General features: G+C 63.2%; 14 protein-coding genes. 9 read left to right on the forward strand and 5 right to left on the reverse strand.

Annotated elements, in window-relative coordinates:
* Positions 1-25: 25 nt before the first annotated feature.
* A complete protein-coding gene (locus V5F23_RS01355; protein WP_042729433.1) occupies positions 26-913 on the reverse strand; it encodes a LysR family transcriptional regulator in 888 nt (295 codons plus the stop codon).
* 133 nt (positions 914-1,046) lie between these two features.
* Between V5F23_RS01355 and lysM the strand changes: the two genes are divergently transcribed.
* Entirely contained in the window at positions 1,047-1,487 is a 441-nt protein-coding gene (gene lysM, locus V5F23_RS01360; RefSeq protein ID WP_047736200.1) for a peptidoglycan-binding protein LysM, read from the forward strand.
* A gap of 126 nt (positions 1,488-1,613) precedes the next feature.
* On the opposite strand, the gene yrfG is transcribed toward lysM, so the two are convergent.
* Entirely contained in the window at positions 1,614-2,276 is a 663-nt protein-coding gene (yrfG, locus tag V5F23_RS01365; RefSeq protein ID WP_042729435.1) for a GMP/IMP nucleotidase, read from the reverse strand.
* Positions 2,277-2,364: 88 nt separating this feature from the next.
* Between yrfG and nudE the strand changes: the two genes are divergently transcribed.
* Positions 2,365-2,931, forward strand: coding sequence for an ADP compounds hydrolase NudE (gene nudE / locus V5F23_RS01370; protein WP_212803263.1), 567 nt, complete (start codon positions 2,365-2,367; stop codon positions 2,929-2,931).
* Positions 2,928-3,755, forward strand: coding sequence for a 3'(2'),5'-bisphosphate nucleotidase CysQ (gene cysQ, locus V5F23_RS01375; protein WP_212803264.1), 828 nt, complete (start codon positions 2,928-2,930; stop codon positions 3,753-3,755). The genes nudE and cysQ overlap by 4 nt, the downstream gene beginning before the upstream one ends.
* 126 nt (positions 3,756-3,881) lie before the next feature.
* Here cysQ and V5F23_RS01380 read toward each other — a convergent pair whose 3' ends face one another.
* The 3 genes from V5F23_RS01380 to V5F23_RS01390 are packed head-to-tail and all read right to left on the reverse strand — an operon-like array spanning position 3,882 to position 7,580.
* Positions 3,882-4,337 (reverse strand): YiiD C-terminal domain-containing protein, encoded by a 456-nt coding sequence (locus V5F23_RS01380; RefSeq protein WP_123578524.1) that lies wholly within the window; start codon positions 4,335-4,337, stop codon positions 3,882-3,884.
* 46 nt (positions 4,338-4,383) lie between these two features.
* Entirely contained in the window at positions 4,384-5,775 is a 1,392-nt protein-coding gene (locus V5F23_RS01385; protein WP_047736196.1) for a sigma-54 dependent transcriptional regulator, read from the reverse strand.
* The gene (locus V5F23_RS01390; protein WP_042730491.1) at positions 5,772-7,580 is read right to left on the reverse strand and encodes a cache domain-containing protein; all 1,809 of its coding nucleotides are present in this window, start codon (positions 7,578-7,580) and stop codon (positions 5,772-5,774) included. Before V5F23_RS01390 ends, V5F23_RS01385 begins: the two co-directional genes overlap by 4 nt.
* Positions 7,581-7,809: 229 nt before the next feature.
* Between V5F23_RS01390 and V5F23_RS01395 the strand changes: the two genes are divergently transcribed.
* The 6 genes from V5F23_RS01395 (at position 7,810) to V5F23_RS01420 (ending at position 15,986) form a co-directional block, all read left to right on the forward strand.
* The gene (locus tag V5F23_RS01395; RefSeq protein ID WP_338497344.1) at positions 7,810-10,722 is read left to right on the forward strand and encodes an aminotransferase; all 2,913 of its coding nucleotides are present in this window, start codon (positions 7,810-7,812) and stop codon (positions 10,720-10,722) included.
* A gap of 218 nt (positions 10,723-10,940) precedes the next feature.
* A complete protein-coding gene (gene aguA / locus V5F23_RS01400; protein WP_047736194.1) occupies positions 10,941-12,047 on the forward strand; it encodes an agmatine deiminase in 1,107 nt (368 codons plus the stop codon).
* A gap of 243 nt (positions 12,048-12,290) precedes the next feature.
* Positions 12,291-12,491, forward strand: a complete 201-nt coding sequence (locus V5F23_RS01405; RefSeq protein WP_047736193.1) for a hypothetical protein — start codon at positions 12,291-12,293, stop codon at positions 12,489-12,491.
* 201 nt (positions 12,492-12,692) lie between these two features.
* Positions 12,693-13,364 (forward strand): DsbA family protein, encoded by a 672-nt coding sequence (locus V5F23_RS01410; RefSeq protein ID WP_338497347.1) that lies wholly within the window; start codon positions 12,693-12,695, stop codon positions 13,362-13,364.
* A gap of 250 nt (positions 13,365-13,614) precedes the next feature.
* Positions 13,615-14,901: an OprD family porin gene (locus tag V5F23_RS01415; RefSeq protein ID WP_053148739.1), complete on the forward strand. Its 1,287-nt coding sequence runs from the start codon at positions 13,615-13,617 to the stop codon at positions 14,899-14,901.
* Between the two features lie 338 nt (positions 14,902-15,239).
* Positions 15,240-15,986, forward strand: a complete 747-nt coding sequence (locus V5F23_RS01420; RefSeq protein WP_042730486.1) for a 2OG-Fe dioxygenase family protein — start codon at positions 15,240-15,242, stop codon at positions 15,984-15,986.
* Position 15,987: the final 1 nt, after the last annotated feature.

The raw sequence follows: 15,987 nt of genomic DNA on the forward strand, positions 1-15,987 counted from the left end.
CTGATCTATCAATAGATGACGTCGATCAAGAAGCTGTCGCTGATTTCTGATAGAGCGCGAAACAGGCTTCCGCCAGCGCCGAGCGGGGGGCGCCACGCCGCATGATCATCCCCAGCGGCACCAGGGTGTGCGCGCTGTCGATGGGTTGGATGCGCAAGTCTTCGGTGAGGACGTCCAGGCCGCTGTCCAGCGGCATTACCGCGCAGCACAGCCCGCCGTGCACCGCTTGCAACAATTGATGCACGGCGTCGGTTTGCAGCAGCGGTTGCGGCGTGAGGCCCCGGCTGTGGAAGTGGTAGTCGATGGACTGGCGAAAATGCATGCCGCTGGTGAGCATGCCCAACGGCAGTTCAATCAACGCTTGCCAGCTCAGCGCCTGTTCGCCGAAGAAGAAATACCGCTGGTCATACAGCAGGCCCATGCGGGTCTGGCTGAAGGGCAAGGCCTCGAAGCGTTCGTTGTCCAGGCGTTCCAGGTAGGAAATGCCCAGGTCGATGCGGTTGTTCGCCAGTTGTTCGAGAATCTGTTCGGAGCTCAGGGACGACAATTCGAAACGCAGGTTGGGGTGCTCGTCGTGCAGGCGCTGCATCATCGACAGCGGGTCGAAGTCCGACAACGGCACCACGCCCAGGCGCAGCGTACCCGCCAGGTTGCCGCGACAGGCCGCCGCCTCCGCCAGCAGGCCGTCATGGGCGGCCAGCACCGTGCGCGCCCAGGCCAGCACCCGCTCTCCCGGGGCGGTGAAGCCTTCGAAGCGCTGGCCGCGGTTGACCAGTGGCAGGCCGAGTTCTTCCTCGAGGCTGCGCAGGCGCATCGACAGGGTGGGCTGGGTGATGTGGCAGCGGGCGGCGGCTTGGCCGAAATGACGGGTTTCATCCAGGGCGATGAGAAATTTCAGCTGCTTGATGTCCATCTTCGCTCCAGCGCGCGGGAAGATTCGGATTCTAGCGCTTGTGCGTGACGGGGTCATTGGTCGGCTTGGCGTCGGGTTCGCCTGGCTTGGTCTAGTCTTTGGCGTCTGGATACCTAATCAAGGAGCGTGTGCCATGAGTCTTTTTAGCTTTGTGAAGGAAGCAGGTGAAAAGCTGATCGACCTGCTGACGCCTGGCAATGCTGATGCGAGCGAGCAGTTGAAAGAACACATCAACAAGGTCGGTCTCGGTAATCCGAATGTGCATGCCACCATCGAAGGCGATACCGTCACCGTCACCGGTGAAGTGGCAAGCCAGGAAGAGAAGGAAAAAATCCTGTTGGCGGTGGGCAATATCGCCGGTGTCGGCAGTGTCGACGACCAGATCACCGTTACCGGTCCGGTGGCCCAGGCGGCACGTTTCGTCACGGTGAAAAAAGGTGACACCCTCAGTGCGATCGCCAAGGCCGAGTACGGGGATGCGAACAAGTACAACAAGATCTTCGAAGCCAACAAACCGCTGCTGTCGCACCCGGACAAGATCTATCCGGGGCAGGTGTTGCGTATTCCTGAGTAACCGATACCTGTGGCGAGGGCGCTTGCTCCCGCTCGGCTGCGTAGCAGTCGCATTTTTGGAGAGCGCTGCGCATTGGAGCGCCAGCCCGGTCCAGCGGGAGCAAGCGCCCTCGCCACATTGATCGCGTCAGAGCCCTTCGATGAGCGTTCGGTAATCCACCAACGCCGCGAATTCACCCGTGTCCTTCGGCCCTTTGCGGCTGTCCGGTTCGCTGACGGCCAGCAGGTGCGCCACGCCGAAATCCCGGGCGCTTCGCAGCACCGGCAAGGTGTCGTCGATGAACAGGCTGCGGGCCGGGTCGAAGTTCAGGTCGGCTTGCAAGGCGTCCCAAAATTGCCGGTTTTCCTTGGGGAAGCCGTAGTCGTGTGAGCTGATCAGGCGCTCGAAGTAGGGCGCCAACTCGATGCGTTCCAACTTCAGGGACAGCGAGTCGCGGTGGGCATTGGTGATCATCACCACCCGCTTGCCCGCCTGCTTGATGGCCGCCAGGAAGGTATCGGCGTCCGGACGCAAGGCTATCAGGTGAGCGGTTTCCAGCTTCAATTCGCGCACCGGCAATTTCAGCTCGGTACTCCAGAAATCCAGGCAATACCACTGCAACTGGCCAGCGTTGCGCTCGAACAGCGGTTGCAGCTCCATCTCGGCCATCGCCCGGCTCACACCGTGCAGTTCGGCGTAGCGCTGGGGCAGGTGTTCCATCCAGAAATGGTTGTCGTAATGCAGGTCCAGCAAGGTGCCGTCCATGTCCAGCAGCACCGTGTCGATCTCGTGCCAGGGCAGCAAGGCCATAAAACTTCTCCAGCGGTAATCGGATATCCGACACAAACAATCAGAATAGGCCGGGTATAGTAGCCCGCTATCGCCCAGGGAGCCGTATATGCGCCAGAAACCCACCATACTCGATCGCCGCATCGTCGCCACCAGCCGTCTGTTCTGTGTGGAAGAGCTGAAGCTGCGTTTTTCCAACGGCGTGGAGCGCACCTACGAACGCCTGGCGAGCAAGGGTGCGGGTTACGGCGCGGTGATGATCGTGGCGATGCTCGACGCCGACCATGCGGTGTTGGTGGAAGAGTATTGCGGTGGCACCGATGCCTATGAGCTGTCCCTGCCCAAGGGCTTGATCGAGCCGGGTGAGGACGTGCTGGCGGCGGCCGAGCGCGAGCTCAAGGAAGAGGCTGGCTTTGGCGCGCGTCAGTTGGAACACCTGACCGAACTGTCGCTGTCGCCGGGCTACATGAGCCAGAAGATCCAGGTGGTGTTGGCGACCGACCTGTACGAAGAACGGCTGGAGGGCGATGAGCCCGAGCCGATGCGCGTGGACAAGGTCAACCTGCATGAACTCTCGGCCCTGGCGCAAAACCCGCAATTCACCGAGGGGCGTGCCCTGGCGGCGCTGTACCTGGCCCGTGACCTGCTGACCCAACGCGGAGCCTTTTTGTCATGAATTTCCCTCATCCCCTGATGGCTCCCGTGGTGGCGCTGGCGCTCAAGGCCGGCGAGGCGATCCTGCCGTTCTGGCGCGCTGACGTGCAAGTCACCCAGAAGGCCGACGAGTCGCCGGTGACCGCCGCCGACATGGCTGCCCACGATGTGATCGTCGCCGGGCTGGCGGCGTTGGCCCCGGACATTGCGATCTTGTCCGAGGAGGACGCCAATATCGCCCAGGATGTGCGCGCCGGTTGGCAACGCTGGTGGCTGGTGGACCCGCTGGATGGCACCAAGGAATTCATTTCCGGTAGCGAGGAGTTCACCGTCAACATCGCCCTGGTTGAGCAAGGGCGTGTGGTGTTTGGCGTGGTGTCGATGCCCACCACCGGCCGCTACTACGCAGGTGGCGCGGGCCTCGGGGCCTGGCGCGGCGACAAGGGCGATGACCCCGTGCCTGTCGCGGTGCGCAACTCGCTGGCGCCGGGCGAGGCCTTTACCGTGGTCGCCAGTCGTCGCCATAGCAGTCCGGAGCAGGAGCGCCTGTTGCAAGGCCTGAGTGCCAGCCTGGGTGAGTTGCAATTGACCAGCATCGGCAGTTCGTTGAAGTTCTGCCTGGTGGCCGAAGGCGCGGCGGATTGCTATCCACGCCTGGCGCCGACCTCTCAATGGGACACCGCCGCCGCCCAGGGTGTACTGGAAGGTGCCGGTGGCGAGGTGCTGGACTTGAGTGGCGAGCCGTTCTGCTACCCACCGCGGGAGTCGCTGCTCAATGCATCGTTCCTGGCGTTGCCGGCAAAGGCGGCCTGGCGGGCTAAATTGTTGGAGTTGGCGCGTTCCTAGCCGCTTCCATTCTTTGTGGCGAGGGGATTTATCCCCGTTGGACTGCGCAGCAGTCCCAAAAAGCAGGGCCGCTTCGCGCCCCAACGGGGATAAATCCCCTCACCACAGGGTTGCAGGGTGCCAAAGTCAGCGATGCAACACGTACTGCCCCTCGAACTGCACCGCCGGGTCCTTGCTCGCGGTGTTCAGCACCCGCGTCTGCAAGGCGATGCGCGCCCGGCCATGGCGGCGGTAGGTGGCGAGGAAGCGTTTCCAGGTGTTTTCCTGCGGCGCGTCGCAAATCACGCTCGCATCGCCGGTGACCGGCAGCGGATAGCTGATCTGCCCTTCCTGGATCACGATATGCCCGTCCTCGATGCCTTCCTCGCGCAGGGCCAGGTGCAGCCAGCCCCAGCCGCCGAGCACCGCGCCGCAATACAGGCTGCCGCCGAACATGGTGCTCTTGTGATTGACGTTGGCGTCCAGTGGCAGGAACAACCGCAGTTGCCGGGCCTGCCAATCGACGACTTCCAGGCCCATGTCCCGTGTCAGCGGGATGTCGTGGTGCAGAATCGATTCCAGGTAACGCGTGTCGCGGTTCATCGAGGGGCCTCTGGCGGGACAGGAAGGTGGCGGTAACGCCGATGTCTCAATCGGCTTCGTCGGCGGCGCCGTGGCTAGTGTCGCCGAAGCTCAACCCGTGCTTGCGCAGCTTGTCGTGCAAGGTCTTGCGCGGGATGCCCAGGGCTTCGGCGAGGCTGCGGACCGAGCTGTGGGGACGCGCCAGCTCGGCGGCGATCAGGGTCTTCTCGAAGTTTTCCACCTGTTCGCTCAAGCCGCCACTGACCATCGCGACCGGTTCGCCGGGACTGCCGTCCGGCGCGCTGTTGTCCAGGGCCAGTTCCAGGCCCAGGGCAAAGCGTTCGGCGGCGTTCTGCAGTTCGCGCACGTTGCCTGGCCAACTGTGACGCAGCAGCAGCGCCCGCTGCGCCGGCTGCAATTCGTGGGGCGGCAGGCCGTGGCGGGCGCTGGCCTCGTTGGCAAAGTGCTGGAACAGCACCAGGGCATCTTCGCCTCGCTCGCGCAGCGGTGGAATGCGCAGCGGCGCGACGTTCAAGCGGTAGTACAGGTCGGCGCGAAAACGTCCCTGGTCAGCGGCTTGGCGCAGGTCTTCCTTGGTGGCGGCGATAACGCGGATATCCAGCGGGATCTGCTGATTGCCCCCCAACCGCTCCACCATGCGTTCTTGCAGCAGGCGCAGCAGCTTGACCTGGACGTCCAGGCTCATGCTTTCGATTTCGTCGAGAAACAGCGTGCCGCCGTTGGCGAATTCAAACTTGCCGATGCGGCGTTTCTGCGCGCCGGTGAACGCGCCGGGCTCGTGGCCGAACAATTCGCTCTCCACCACCGATTCGGCCAGGGCTCCGGCGTTGATCGCCACGAAGGGGCCGTTGCGGCGTGCCGAGAGGTCGTGCAGAGCGCGGGCGACCACTTCCTTGCCGGCGCCGGTTTCACCCAGGATCAGCACGTCGGCGCGGGTGGCCGCCAATGCGCCGATCTGTTCGCGCAGGCGCAATATGGGCGTCGACTGGCCCACCAGCCGGGCGCTGAGCTCGTGCCGATCGCTCAGGGCCAGGCGCAGGCTACGGTTTTCCAGTACCAGCCGACGCAAGGACAGGGCACGGCGCACGCTGTCGAGCAGGTGGTCGCTGGCGAAGGGTTTCTCCAGGAAGTCGTAGGCCCCGGCACGCATCGCCTGCACCGCCAGCGGCACGTCGCCGTGGCCGGTGATCAGCAGCACCGGCAGCTCCGGATCCTGGGCGTGCAGCTCGCTCAGCAGTTCGAGGCCGTCCATGCCCGGCATGCGGATATCGCTGACCACCACGCCAGGCCAATCACGGGGCAATTGCCCGGCCACGCCCTTGGCCTCGGCCAGGGGCAAAATCTTCAGTCCGGCCAGGTCGAGGGTCTGGCTCAAGGCCTGGCGCAGGTGGGGATCGTCGTCGATCAGCACCACCTCAATCCGGTTATCGATGGTCATACACTACGGTCCTCGGACGGTTGCAGGCTCACTCCGGGCGCGCCGGCGCGCAGCTTCAGGGTGATCAAGGCGCCGCCCTCCTTGTGGTTGGCGAACGACAGTTCGCCCCCGAAGGCGCGCATCAAGGTGTCGCAGATTGCCAGCCCCAGGCCAAGGCCCTGGGTCCGGGTCTTGGTGGTATAGAAGGGTTCGCCGGCGCGGCCCAGGGCTTCCATGCAGAACCCCGGGCCGTTATCGCGGATGTACAGGTTGACGCCGGTTTCGGTGGCCTGTGCACTGAGCCAAAGTTTGCGCGGCGGGCCTTTCTCGGTGAGGGCGTCGAGAGCGTTGGCCAACAGGTTGCCCAGGACCTGGCGCAGGCGGGTTTCCCCGGCCTCGACCCAGAGCGTCGCGGCCGGCAAGTCGCGAATCAACTCCACCTCCATGCTGCGGCGGCGCTTGGCGAGCAGCGCCAGCGCGTCGTCCAGCGCCGGCTGCAAGGCAACGCTTTCCGGGGCGTGGCGGTCGCGGCGGGCGAACGCGCGCAGGTGCGCGATGATCGAGGCCATGCGCCCGGTCAGCTCGCTGATCAGCTTGAGGTTGCCCCGGGCGTCGTCGGTGCGCTGGTGGTCGAGCAGGATCTCGGCGTTTTCGGCGTAGCTGCGGATCGCCGCCAGCGGTTGGTTGAGTTCGTGGCTGATGCTCGCCGACATGGTGCCCAGGGCCGACAATTTGCCGGCCTGCACCAGGTCATCCTGGGCCCGCACCAGCTCCTGCTGGGCCTGCTCGCGCTCCAGCACTTCCTGCTTGAGCCGCCGGTTCAGGCCTTCCAGGTCGCTGGTGCGCTCGGCGACCCGACCTTCCAGTTGGTGACGCGCCTTGGCTTCGAAGGCGATCCGGTCCAGATAATGGCGCCGACGCTGCATCATCAGCCCAAGCAGCAGCATCAACACCAGCAGCGCCGCACCGCCGATCGTGAGCACTGTGCGCACCGGTCGGTCGATCAACGTGCGCGGGGCGAGGATGCTCACGCTCCAGCCCGTCTCCTCGATGGACTGGGTCTGGGTCAGCCAGGCGTTGTCATCCAGGTTCAGTGGTTTGGGATCGCGGGTCGGATAGGGCTGCACGGCGCTGATGGCCTTGCGTTCGTCCTCGCTCAAGGGACGCGTCGCGCGAAAGCGCCAGTCTTGCCGCGACGTGAGAATGACCACGCCGTTGTGATCGGTAACCAAGAGTTGTTCCGGGGTTTTGCCCCACAGGCTTTCGGTGTGGTCCAGGTCGACCTTGACCACCAGCACGCCAATGACTTTTTCGCGATCGCGCACCGCGGCGGCGAAGAAGTAACCGCGCTTGGCCGAGGTGGTGCCCAGGCCGAAGAAGCGCCCCAGGCGTCCGGCCATGGCCTCGATGTAGTACGGGCGGAACGCGAAGTTGCGGCCGACGAAGCTGTCGTGCTTATCCCAGTTCGAAGCCGCCAGGGTCTTGCCGTTGGCGTCCATCAGGTACATGACTTCGGCGCCGGTCTGGGTGCTGATGTTTTTCAGCAGCCGGTTGGCATTGCCTTGGGTGACCCCGTCGTCCGGGGCCGACAGCGCGGCGCGCAACGCCGGCAGGTCGGCGAGGATCTGCGGCAGTACCTCGTAGCGGTGCAGGGTGCCCAGCAGGTTGGCGACGTAGAGGTCCAGGGTCTGGCGGTTCTGCCCGGCCAGTTCGCTGCGGTAATAACGCTCGGCCAGATGCTCCAGCGGCCACAACAACGGCGCCAGGCACAGCGCAAGCAAGGCCAGGCTGCGCCAACGGGGTCTGCGGGGAAGGGTGGAGTTCATGAGCATCAGGCGCCTGTGGGGACAAGCGCATTATGCCTACGGTTGTCCAGCAAGACACTGTTGCAACGCGCTACGTCGCGCTCCCCCGGACATTCGCCTGGAGCGGGCGCCAGTCGTGAGGGGCTCTCGGGGCCTGGGAGCGCCGTCGCTTCAAATGCGATAGGGGTTGCTTATCCCCCGACTCAGTGGCGTGATAGGCATCCGATAAAACCACCTAAGGGGTTGTTGTATGCCGCTCGCTACGTTGGTTCACCGTGCCAGTTTGCCAAGCCCACAGATCAGCGCCGCACAAGTGTCGGTGCTGTTGCGCGCAAATTATGGACTCAGCGGTGACCTGCGACCCCTTGGCAGCCAGCAAGACCTCAATTACCGCGTCGACACCGGGCACGGGCGGTTCGTGCTGAAGATCTGCCACGGTGACTACGCGGTGCGGGAGCTTGAGGCCCAACACGCGGCGCTCAGGCATCTGGCCGACCACGGCGCGGTGAAAGTGCCGCAGGTGATTGCCGCCAACAATGGCCAGGACCTCCTGACGCTCGACGTCGAGGGGCAAGGGGTGCATGTCCGGTTGCTGGAATACATCGACGGCCAGCCACTGACGCAGTTCAAGCACCTGGAGCCCGGCTTGGTGAAAGGGCTGGGGCGTTTGTGTGCACAGATCGACCAGGCCCTGGCCACGTTCGACCACGCCGGCCTGGAGCGCACCCTGCAATGGGACGCCCGCCACGCCCACACGCTGATCGAACACCTGTTGCCGGTGATCCAGGATGACGCGCAGCGCAGCCTGATTGCCGACATCGCGCAACAGGCCGAGCGTCGCTTGCAACCGCTCAAGGCCAGCCTGCCGGTGCAGGCGATCCACATGGATATTACCGATGACAACGTGGTCTGGCAGCGGGATGCCCAGCGCCAGTGGCAATTGCAGGGCGTCATCGACTTTGGCGACCTGGTCCGCACCTGGCGCATCACGGACCTGTCGGTGACCTGTGCGGCCCTGCTGCACCACGCCGATGGCGATCCGTTTTTCATCCTGCCAGCGATCCAGGCTTATCACGCGGTCAACCCGTTGCAGCGCGAAGAACTGTTGGCGTTGTGGCCGTTGATCGTCTCGCGAGCAGCCGTCCTGGTGCTCAGTGGTGAACAGCAGGTCGCCATCGATCCGGGTAACCAATACAGCCGCGACAACCTGGCCCATGAGTGGGAAATTTTCCGCGTCGCCCACTCGGTGCCCCTCGACCTGATGGAGGCGGCGATTCTCAGCGCCGTTGGCCACAACCTGGCGCCCATCGCCAGCGAAGGCTTTGCGCCGTTGCTGCCGACCCTGGTGGGGCGTGAATTCGCGCTGATCGACCTGGGCGTGCTGAGCCCGCATTTCGAGGCGGGCAACTGGGAGCAACCGGGCATCGACCAGCGCCTGTTGAGCGAGGCTGCCGCTGTTCATGGGCTGGCTGCCAGCCGCTACGGCCAGTATCGGTTGTCCCGCACGCGGCCCGACAGCGCCGTCGAGCCGGATACGTATCCGTTGCACGTGGAGCTGAATGTCCCGCAGGGCTCGTCGCTAGAATCGCCGTTCGCCGGGGTCGTGCACCTCGGCGCCGACGGCCTCCTGCAATTGGACGGTGCATCGTTGAGCCTGCGGCTGTGGGGCGTGACCTCGCCGCTGCATGCCGGCGCGGCGCTGGTCAAGGGCCAGGTGCTGGGCGAGGTGAGCGGACCGTTGCGGGTGCAGTTGTGTCGGGGCGCCGGGTTGAATCCACCGCTGTTCTGCACGCCCTCCAGGGCGGCGGCCTGGCAGGCGTTGTGTCCTTCGCCGGCGGCGCTGCTGGGGCTGGCTTGCGATGCCGAGCCGGAGATCGATCCCGAAGCACTGCTGGCTCGCCGGGACGCCAGCTTCGCCCGTTCGCAAAAGCATTATTACGTCGACCCACCGCGCATCGAGCGCGGCTGGCGCAACCACTTGATCGACATGCAGGGGCGTTCCTACCTCGACATGCTCAACAACGTCGCGGTGCTGGGGCACGGTCACCCACGCATGGCGGCGGAGGCCGCGCGGCAGTGGTCGCTGCTCAACACCAACTCGCGCTTTCACTATGCGGCGATTGCCGAGTTTTCCGAGCGCCTGCTGGCGTTGGCGCCCTCGAACATGGACCGGGTGTTCCTGGTCAACAGCGGTACCGAGGCCAATGACCTGGCGATCCGCCTGGCTTGGGCCTACAGCGGCGGGCGCGACATGCTCAGCGTGCTGGAGGCCTATCACGGCTGGTCGGTGGCGGCCGATGCGGTGTCGACGTCCATCGCCGACAACCCCCAGGCCTTGAGCAGCCGCCCGGACTGGGTGCACCCGGTCACCGCGCCGAACACCTATCGCGGTGAGTTCCGGGGCCCTGACAGTGCGCCGGACTACGTACGCAGCGTCGAGCACAACCTGGCGAAAATCGCCGAAAGCCGGCGCCAATTGGCCGGTTTCATCTGTGAGCCGGTCTACGGGAACGCCGGCGGCATTGCCCTTCCGCCCGGCTACCTGAAGCGCGTCTACGAGTTGGTGCGCGAGCGCGGCGGGGTGTGCATCGCTGACGAGGTGCAGGTCGGCTATGGGCGCATGGGCGAGTTTTTCTGGGGCTTCGAAGAGCAGGGCGTGGTGCCCGACATCATCACCATGGCCAAGGGCATGGGGAACGGCCAGCCGCTGGGCGCGGTCATCACCCGCCGGGAAATCGCCGAGGCGTTGGAGGTCGAGGGTTATTTCTTCTCATCCGCCGGCGGCAGCCCTGTCAGTTGCCGCATCGGCATGGCCGTCCTGGACGTGATGGAAGAGGAAGACCTCTGGGAAAACGCACGGATGGTCGGCGGGCATTTCAAGGCGCGCCTCGAAGCCTTGATCGAGCGCTATCCGTTGGTCGGCGCGGTGCACGGCTCGGGGTTCTACCTGGGCGTGGAACTGATCCGCAACCGCGCCACCCTGGAACCGGCCACCGAAGAAACCACGGCGCTGTGCAACCGCCTGCGCGAGTTGGGAATCTTCATGCAACCGACCGGCGACTACTTGAATATCCTCAAGATCAAGCCGCCCATGGTGACCACCCGTCAGAGCGTGGATTTCTTCGTCGACATGCTGGAGAAGGTGCTGGATGAAGGGCTCTAGGCGAGTACGCCGGTAACCCTTGTGGGCGCGAGCCCGCTCGCGAAGGCAGCGCTTTTGCGAGCCGGCTCGCTCCCATGGGGTTTTCAGTTATTTATCGATTTTTGTCGACATTGAGTTGCGTTTATTTTGATATTTCAGATGGCTTACGCTTTTAAAGCCGATTTTTATCGTCTATAAAGTCCCCCATTGCCCTCGATGACTCAGCGGAGTCCTGATTCATGACAACTTTGCACAGCACGCCTCGCGCGGATGGTTTCCACATGCCGGCCGAGTGGGCGACCCAGACCCAGGTCTGGATGATCTGGCCCGAGCGCCCGGACAACTGGCGCCTGGGCGGCAAGCCCGCACAGGCGGCTCACATCGCGGTGGCCAAGGCGATCGCCCGTTTCGAGCCGGTGACCGTGGCGGTATCCGCGGCCCAGTACGAAAATGCCCGGGCGCGCCTCGACGTGCCGAATATCCGCCTGGTGGAAATGTCCAGCGACGATGCCTGGATTCGCGATACCGGCCCGACGTTCGTCATCAACGACAGCGGTGAAGTGCGCGGCGTCGACTGGGACTTCAACGCCTGGGGCGGCTTCGACGGTGGCCTGTACGCGCCGTGGAACCGTGACGCGCAAGTGGCCAGCAAGGTCCTGGAGATCGAACGCAGCCCGCGCTATCGCACCGAAGGGTTTGTCCTGGAAGGCGGTTCGATCCACGTCGATGGCGAAGGCACGTTGATCACCACCGAGGAATGCCTGCTCAACCGCAATCGCAACCCGCACTTGAGCCGCGAGGAAATCGAGGCGGTGCTCAGTGCGCAACTGGCTGTGGACAAGATCATCTGGCTGCCCGACGGCTTGTTCAACGACGAGACCGACGGCCATGTGGATAACTTCTGCTGCTACGTGCGCCCCGGCGAAGTGTTGCTCGCCTGGACCGACGACCCGCAGGACCCGAACTACAGCCGCTGCCACGCCGCCATGAATGTGCTGCAAGACAGCACGGACGCCAAGGGGCGCCCGTTCATCGTGCACAAGATGCCGATCCCTGGCCCGCTGTATGCCACCGAAGAAGAGTGCGCTGGCGTGGACGCGGCGCAAGGCTCCCAGGAACGCAACCCGACGGTGCGGCTGGCCGGTTCCTACGTGAACTTCCTGATCGTCAACGGCGGCATCATTGCGCCGAGTTTTGACGATCCGCAGGATGCCCCGGCCCGGGAGCTCCTGCAGAAGCTGTTTCCGCAGCACGAAGTTGTCATGGTGCCAGGGCGCGAACTGTTACTGGGGGGCGGGAATATTCATTGCCTTACCCAACAACAGCCCGCTGCGCGGACAAAATGAGTGGCGATGTAACAGCGCGGTGACATCCACCGCGCCGGCTCTAGACCGGCGCTTTTGGATCCATCCCGGCAAGCCCGCGGCCCGATTGGGGGCGCGGGCTTTTTTGTGCCTGTTTATTGGCACCGCGGATACATTGGCATACCTCTTGTATCAGTGCTCTCGCAGTTCTGGGGAGAGAACTGAGTTGTTTTGTCATAAACCTTGGATAAATTGGCCGCTCATCAACCAGGAGAGGGCGCTGGAATGAATATGATAAGCGAGCGCACATGCCATCCCTTGGCCGTCAATGGTGAGTCGCTTCAAGCGTTGGCGCAGTGGTTGAAGTCCAACGGAACGCGTCAGGTCAGGGAACCTGATCCACGCCGAATGATCGTGGAGCGCTACCCGGCCGGGCTTTTCAGCGAGGCCGAGCTGCAAGCGCTGTGGGATGTCATGCAAGGATAGAATTCGAAGGATTGATAAAAAGCGCTGGCCGGGATGGCAGCGCTTTTTTTGTGCCCGCCGTTTTTTACCCCACCACAGGTATCAGTGGATGGGGGGATTCGACCGATTCGTGAAACACACTGAAAGCCGTTTCGGCGTTTTTCCGCGAGGCGGTCCAGATTACGCTGCGGTCATTGAAACCACCCGTTGCGCGGAGTTGCCATGACCACCCTTCATTACCTTTACGACCCGTTGTGCGGCTGGTGTTACGGCGCCAAGCCGCTGGTGCAGGCGGCCCAGGCCGTGCTGCCGGTGATCGCCCATGGCGGCGGGATGATGACCGGTGCCAATCGCCAGCGGGTCTCGCCGCAGTTGCGCAATTATGTGATGCCCCATGACCGACGCATCGCCGAGTACACCGGGCAACCGTTTGGCGAGGCCTATTTCGAAGGCTTGCTACGCGACAGCAGCGCGGTGTTCGATTCCGCCCCGCCGACCGCCGCCATTCTCGCCGCGCAACAGCTGGAAGGCCGCGGCCTGGAACTGCTCGGACGGCTGCAAACCGCCCACTACGTCGAAGGCTTGCGCATTGCCGATGAGACTGTGCTGCTGGCGCTCGCTCAATCCATGGGGCTGGCCGCGCAGGCGTTCGAGGCGGCGTTTCATGACGTCGATGTGCAAGGGCATATCGAGGCCAGCCGAGCCTTGCTCGCCCAGGTCGGTGGCCAGGGGTTCCCGACCTTCGCCCTGGAGCAGGAGGGCCGCTTCACGGTGATCGACACCAGCCCCTGGCTCGGCAAGCCCGAGGCCTTTGGCCAGTGGCTCAAGCAAACCGTGCCAGCCCAGTCGGCGACTTCGGCACTGGTCTGCGGTCTGGACGGCTGTTCACCTTGAGTGGTTCTTAGACATTTTTTGCCTAATGACAGACGATTCACGAAATTGACACGTTGTCGAGGGCGCGACTAGGATTCGCCCCACGCCTGTGGCTAACAGCCATGACTCTTAAATAATAAAAAGGCCCGACACGTTGACGCGTGGGCGGGCCTTTTCATTATTTCAGGAGCAAGAGTCCGAAAAAGAGCGCAAAAAGCGCCGTTTCGGCTGCCGGTCGCAGTGCGTATCAACCCATACAAGGAAAATAATCATGTTGAACACGCGCATCGGTTTGATCGCACTGGGGATTTTGAGCACGACGCAGGCCATGGCCAACGACCAGGCCGAGTCCAAGGGGTTCGTCGAAGACAGCAGCCTGAAAGTGCTGCTGCGCAACGCCTACATCAACCGCGACTATAAGAACGGCAACCAGGACAAGGCCGAATGGGGCCAAGGGGTCATCGGTACGTTCTCGTCCGGTTTCACCCAGGGCACCGTGGGAGTCGGCGTCGATGCATTCGGCCTGTACGCCTTGCGCCTGGACGGCGGCAAGGGGCGCAGCGGCGCACAGGGCATCGACTTCTTCAAGCAGGGCGACAGCGGCAACGCCGCCGATGACCTGTCCAAGTTCGGTGCCGCGGTCAAATTCCGCGTCTCCAACACCGTGCTGGCCTACGGCGACCAGATGCCGGCCCTGCCGGTGCTGAGCTACGACAACGGGCGCCTGCTGCCGGAAAGCTACACCGGTACATTGATCACCTCCAAGGAGATCAAAGGCCTGGAACTCAATGCCGGCCGTTTCACCGCCGAGTCGCGCAAGAGCGCCGAAGGCCGCGACAGTGGCGGCTTGAAGTCGATCAACGTCTTGGGCGGCAGCTATCAGTTCACCGAACAGTTCAAGGCATCGCTCTACGCCTCGGACGTCGAGGACGTGTTGAAGAAGCAGTACGTGAACGCCAACTACGTGTTCCCGCTGGCCAAGGATCAGTCCCTGACCCTGGACTTCAACGGTTACCGCACCAAGTTGGACAACAGCTACGTGCGTGAAAACAACGTCACGGGCGATGACAACAAGATCTGGAGCCTGGCCGCCACTTTCGCCACTGGCCCGCACAGCTTCACCCTCGCTCACCAGCGCAGCACCGGCGACAGCAACCTCGGCTACGCCTATGGCGGCTACCAGCGCGGCCAGAACCGCGTGGGCGACGGCGGCAATACCATCTACCTGGCGAACTCCTACTGGTCCGACTTCAACGCCGAAGACGAACGCAGCTGGCAGTTGGGCTACGGCCTGGACTTCACCACCTTCGGTGTACCGGGCCTGAGCTACAACGTCGCCTACGTGCGTGGCGACAACATCACCACGTCCACCAGCGAAGGCGGCACCGAGCGCGAGATCTTCAACCAGTTCAAGTACGTGGTCCAAAGTGGCCCGGCCAAGGACCTGAGCGTGCGCTTGCGCAGCTCGGTGCTGCGCGTGTCGCAGAAGTCCAGCGAATACAACGTCAGCGGCAACGAGCTGCGGGTGTTCGTGGATTACCCGATCAACGTCTTCTGATGGCGTGACAAGGGCCTGATACCTGGGCCCGTAGCGTGGCGAGGGAGCGTGTTCCCGCCGATTTGCATCACCACCCCGTCTGGGGCGTCGTGCAGGCAGGCGGGAGCACGCTCCCTCGTCATTTTTATGGGTAAGCCCATTGTCGGGTTCGGGTGTTTTTGGGTGGGATCGGGTTAAAAAAACCCTTTAAAAGCGCTTTTTACCCGAGAAAAAGTCCTACTAATTTCATTTCTGCCTTCGTTTCAAGCACGGCTTGAAATGCCTCAAATTCTTTCTCATGGACGTAAATCCTGCACCTACTAGATTAGGCCGCTCAATGCAGTGGAGACCTATGAAAAATGATCGTTCTGAACAGGGAAGTGGGCGAAGCGCTAAGACGTGACAAATACGTCAATGTTCGCGGTGGCGACTTCAACCTCTACGGTCATTTCGGCGATTTTGTCCGGCTGACCAAAAGCTGGGAAAACATGGAGCCCGACAGCTACTACGGCCAGGCCGAGTCAGGCATGCGTTTTCGCCGCTACAGTGACTTTGAATACAACCCCACCACCCGCGAGCTCAAGCAGCTCGAGCACCGGGCTTATATCCAGTCCAAGGCCAACAACAGCTACGTCGGCGGCTTGGAGCGGCATTTCCAGGACTTCTCCAATGAAGTCATCAACTCGCCGGTGATGCGCAGCCTGATCGACACGGACTTCGAGGTGTACAAGAACGTCCTGCCCCCGGAGCTGCACGATGAAATCTGGCAATGCCAGATCCATCAGATCCGCATCGAGATCAAGCCGGGCAAGCAACTGGAAATCACCCCCGAAGGCATCCACTGCGACGGCTATCCGTTCAGCGGCGTGCACTTCTGGGGCCGGAACAATGTAGCGGGCGCCGAAAGCCGTCTGTACACCGCCCAGCAAGAACAACTGGCGGCGACGACCTACGAGGACATCCTCGACACGACGTTCTTCCTCGATCGCGACATGCGCCATTACGTGACCCCGGCCCGTAACGTCCACAGCCATGAAATGGCCTACCGGCAGATCCTGGCGATTTCCTTCTCGCGGCCCGGGACCGCTTTCGACATTGTTCGCTGAA

It is taken from the genome of Pseudomonas sp. WP18 (genome assembly GCF_036689585.1).
GTDB lineage: Bacteria > Pseudomonadota > Gammaproteobacteria > Pseudomonadales > Pseudomonadaceae > Aquipseudomonas > Aquipseudomonas chlororaphis_E.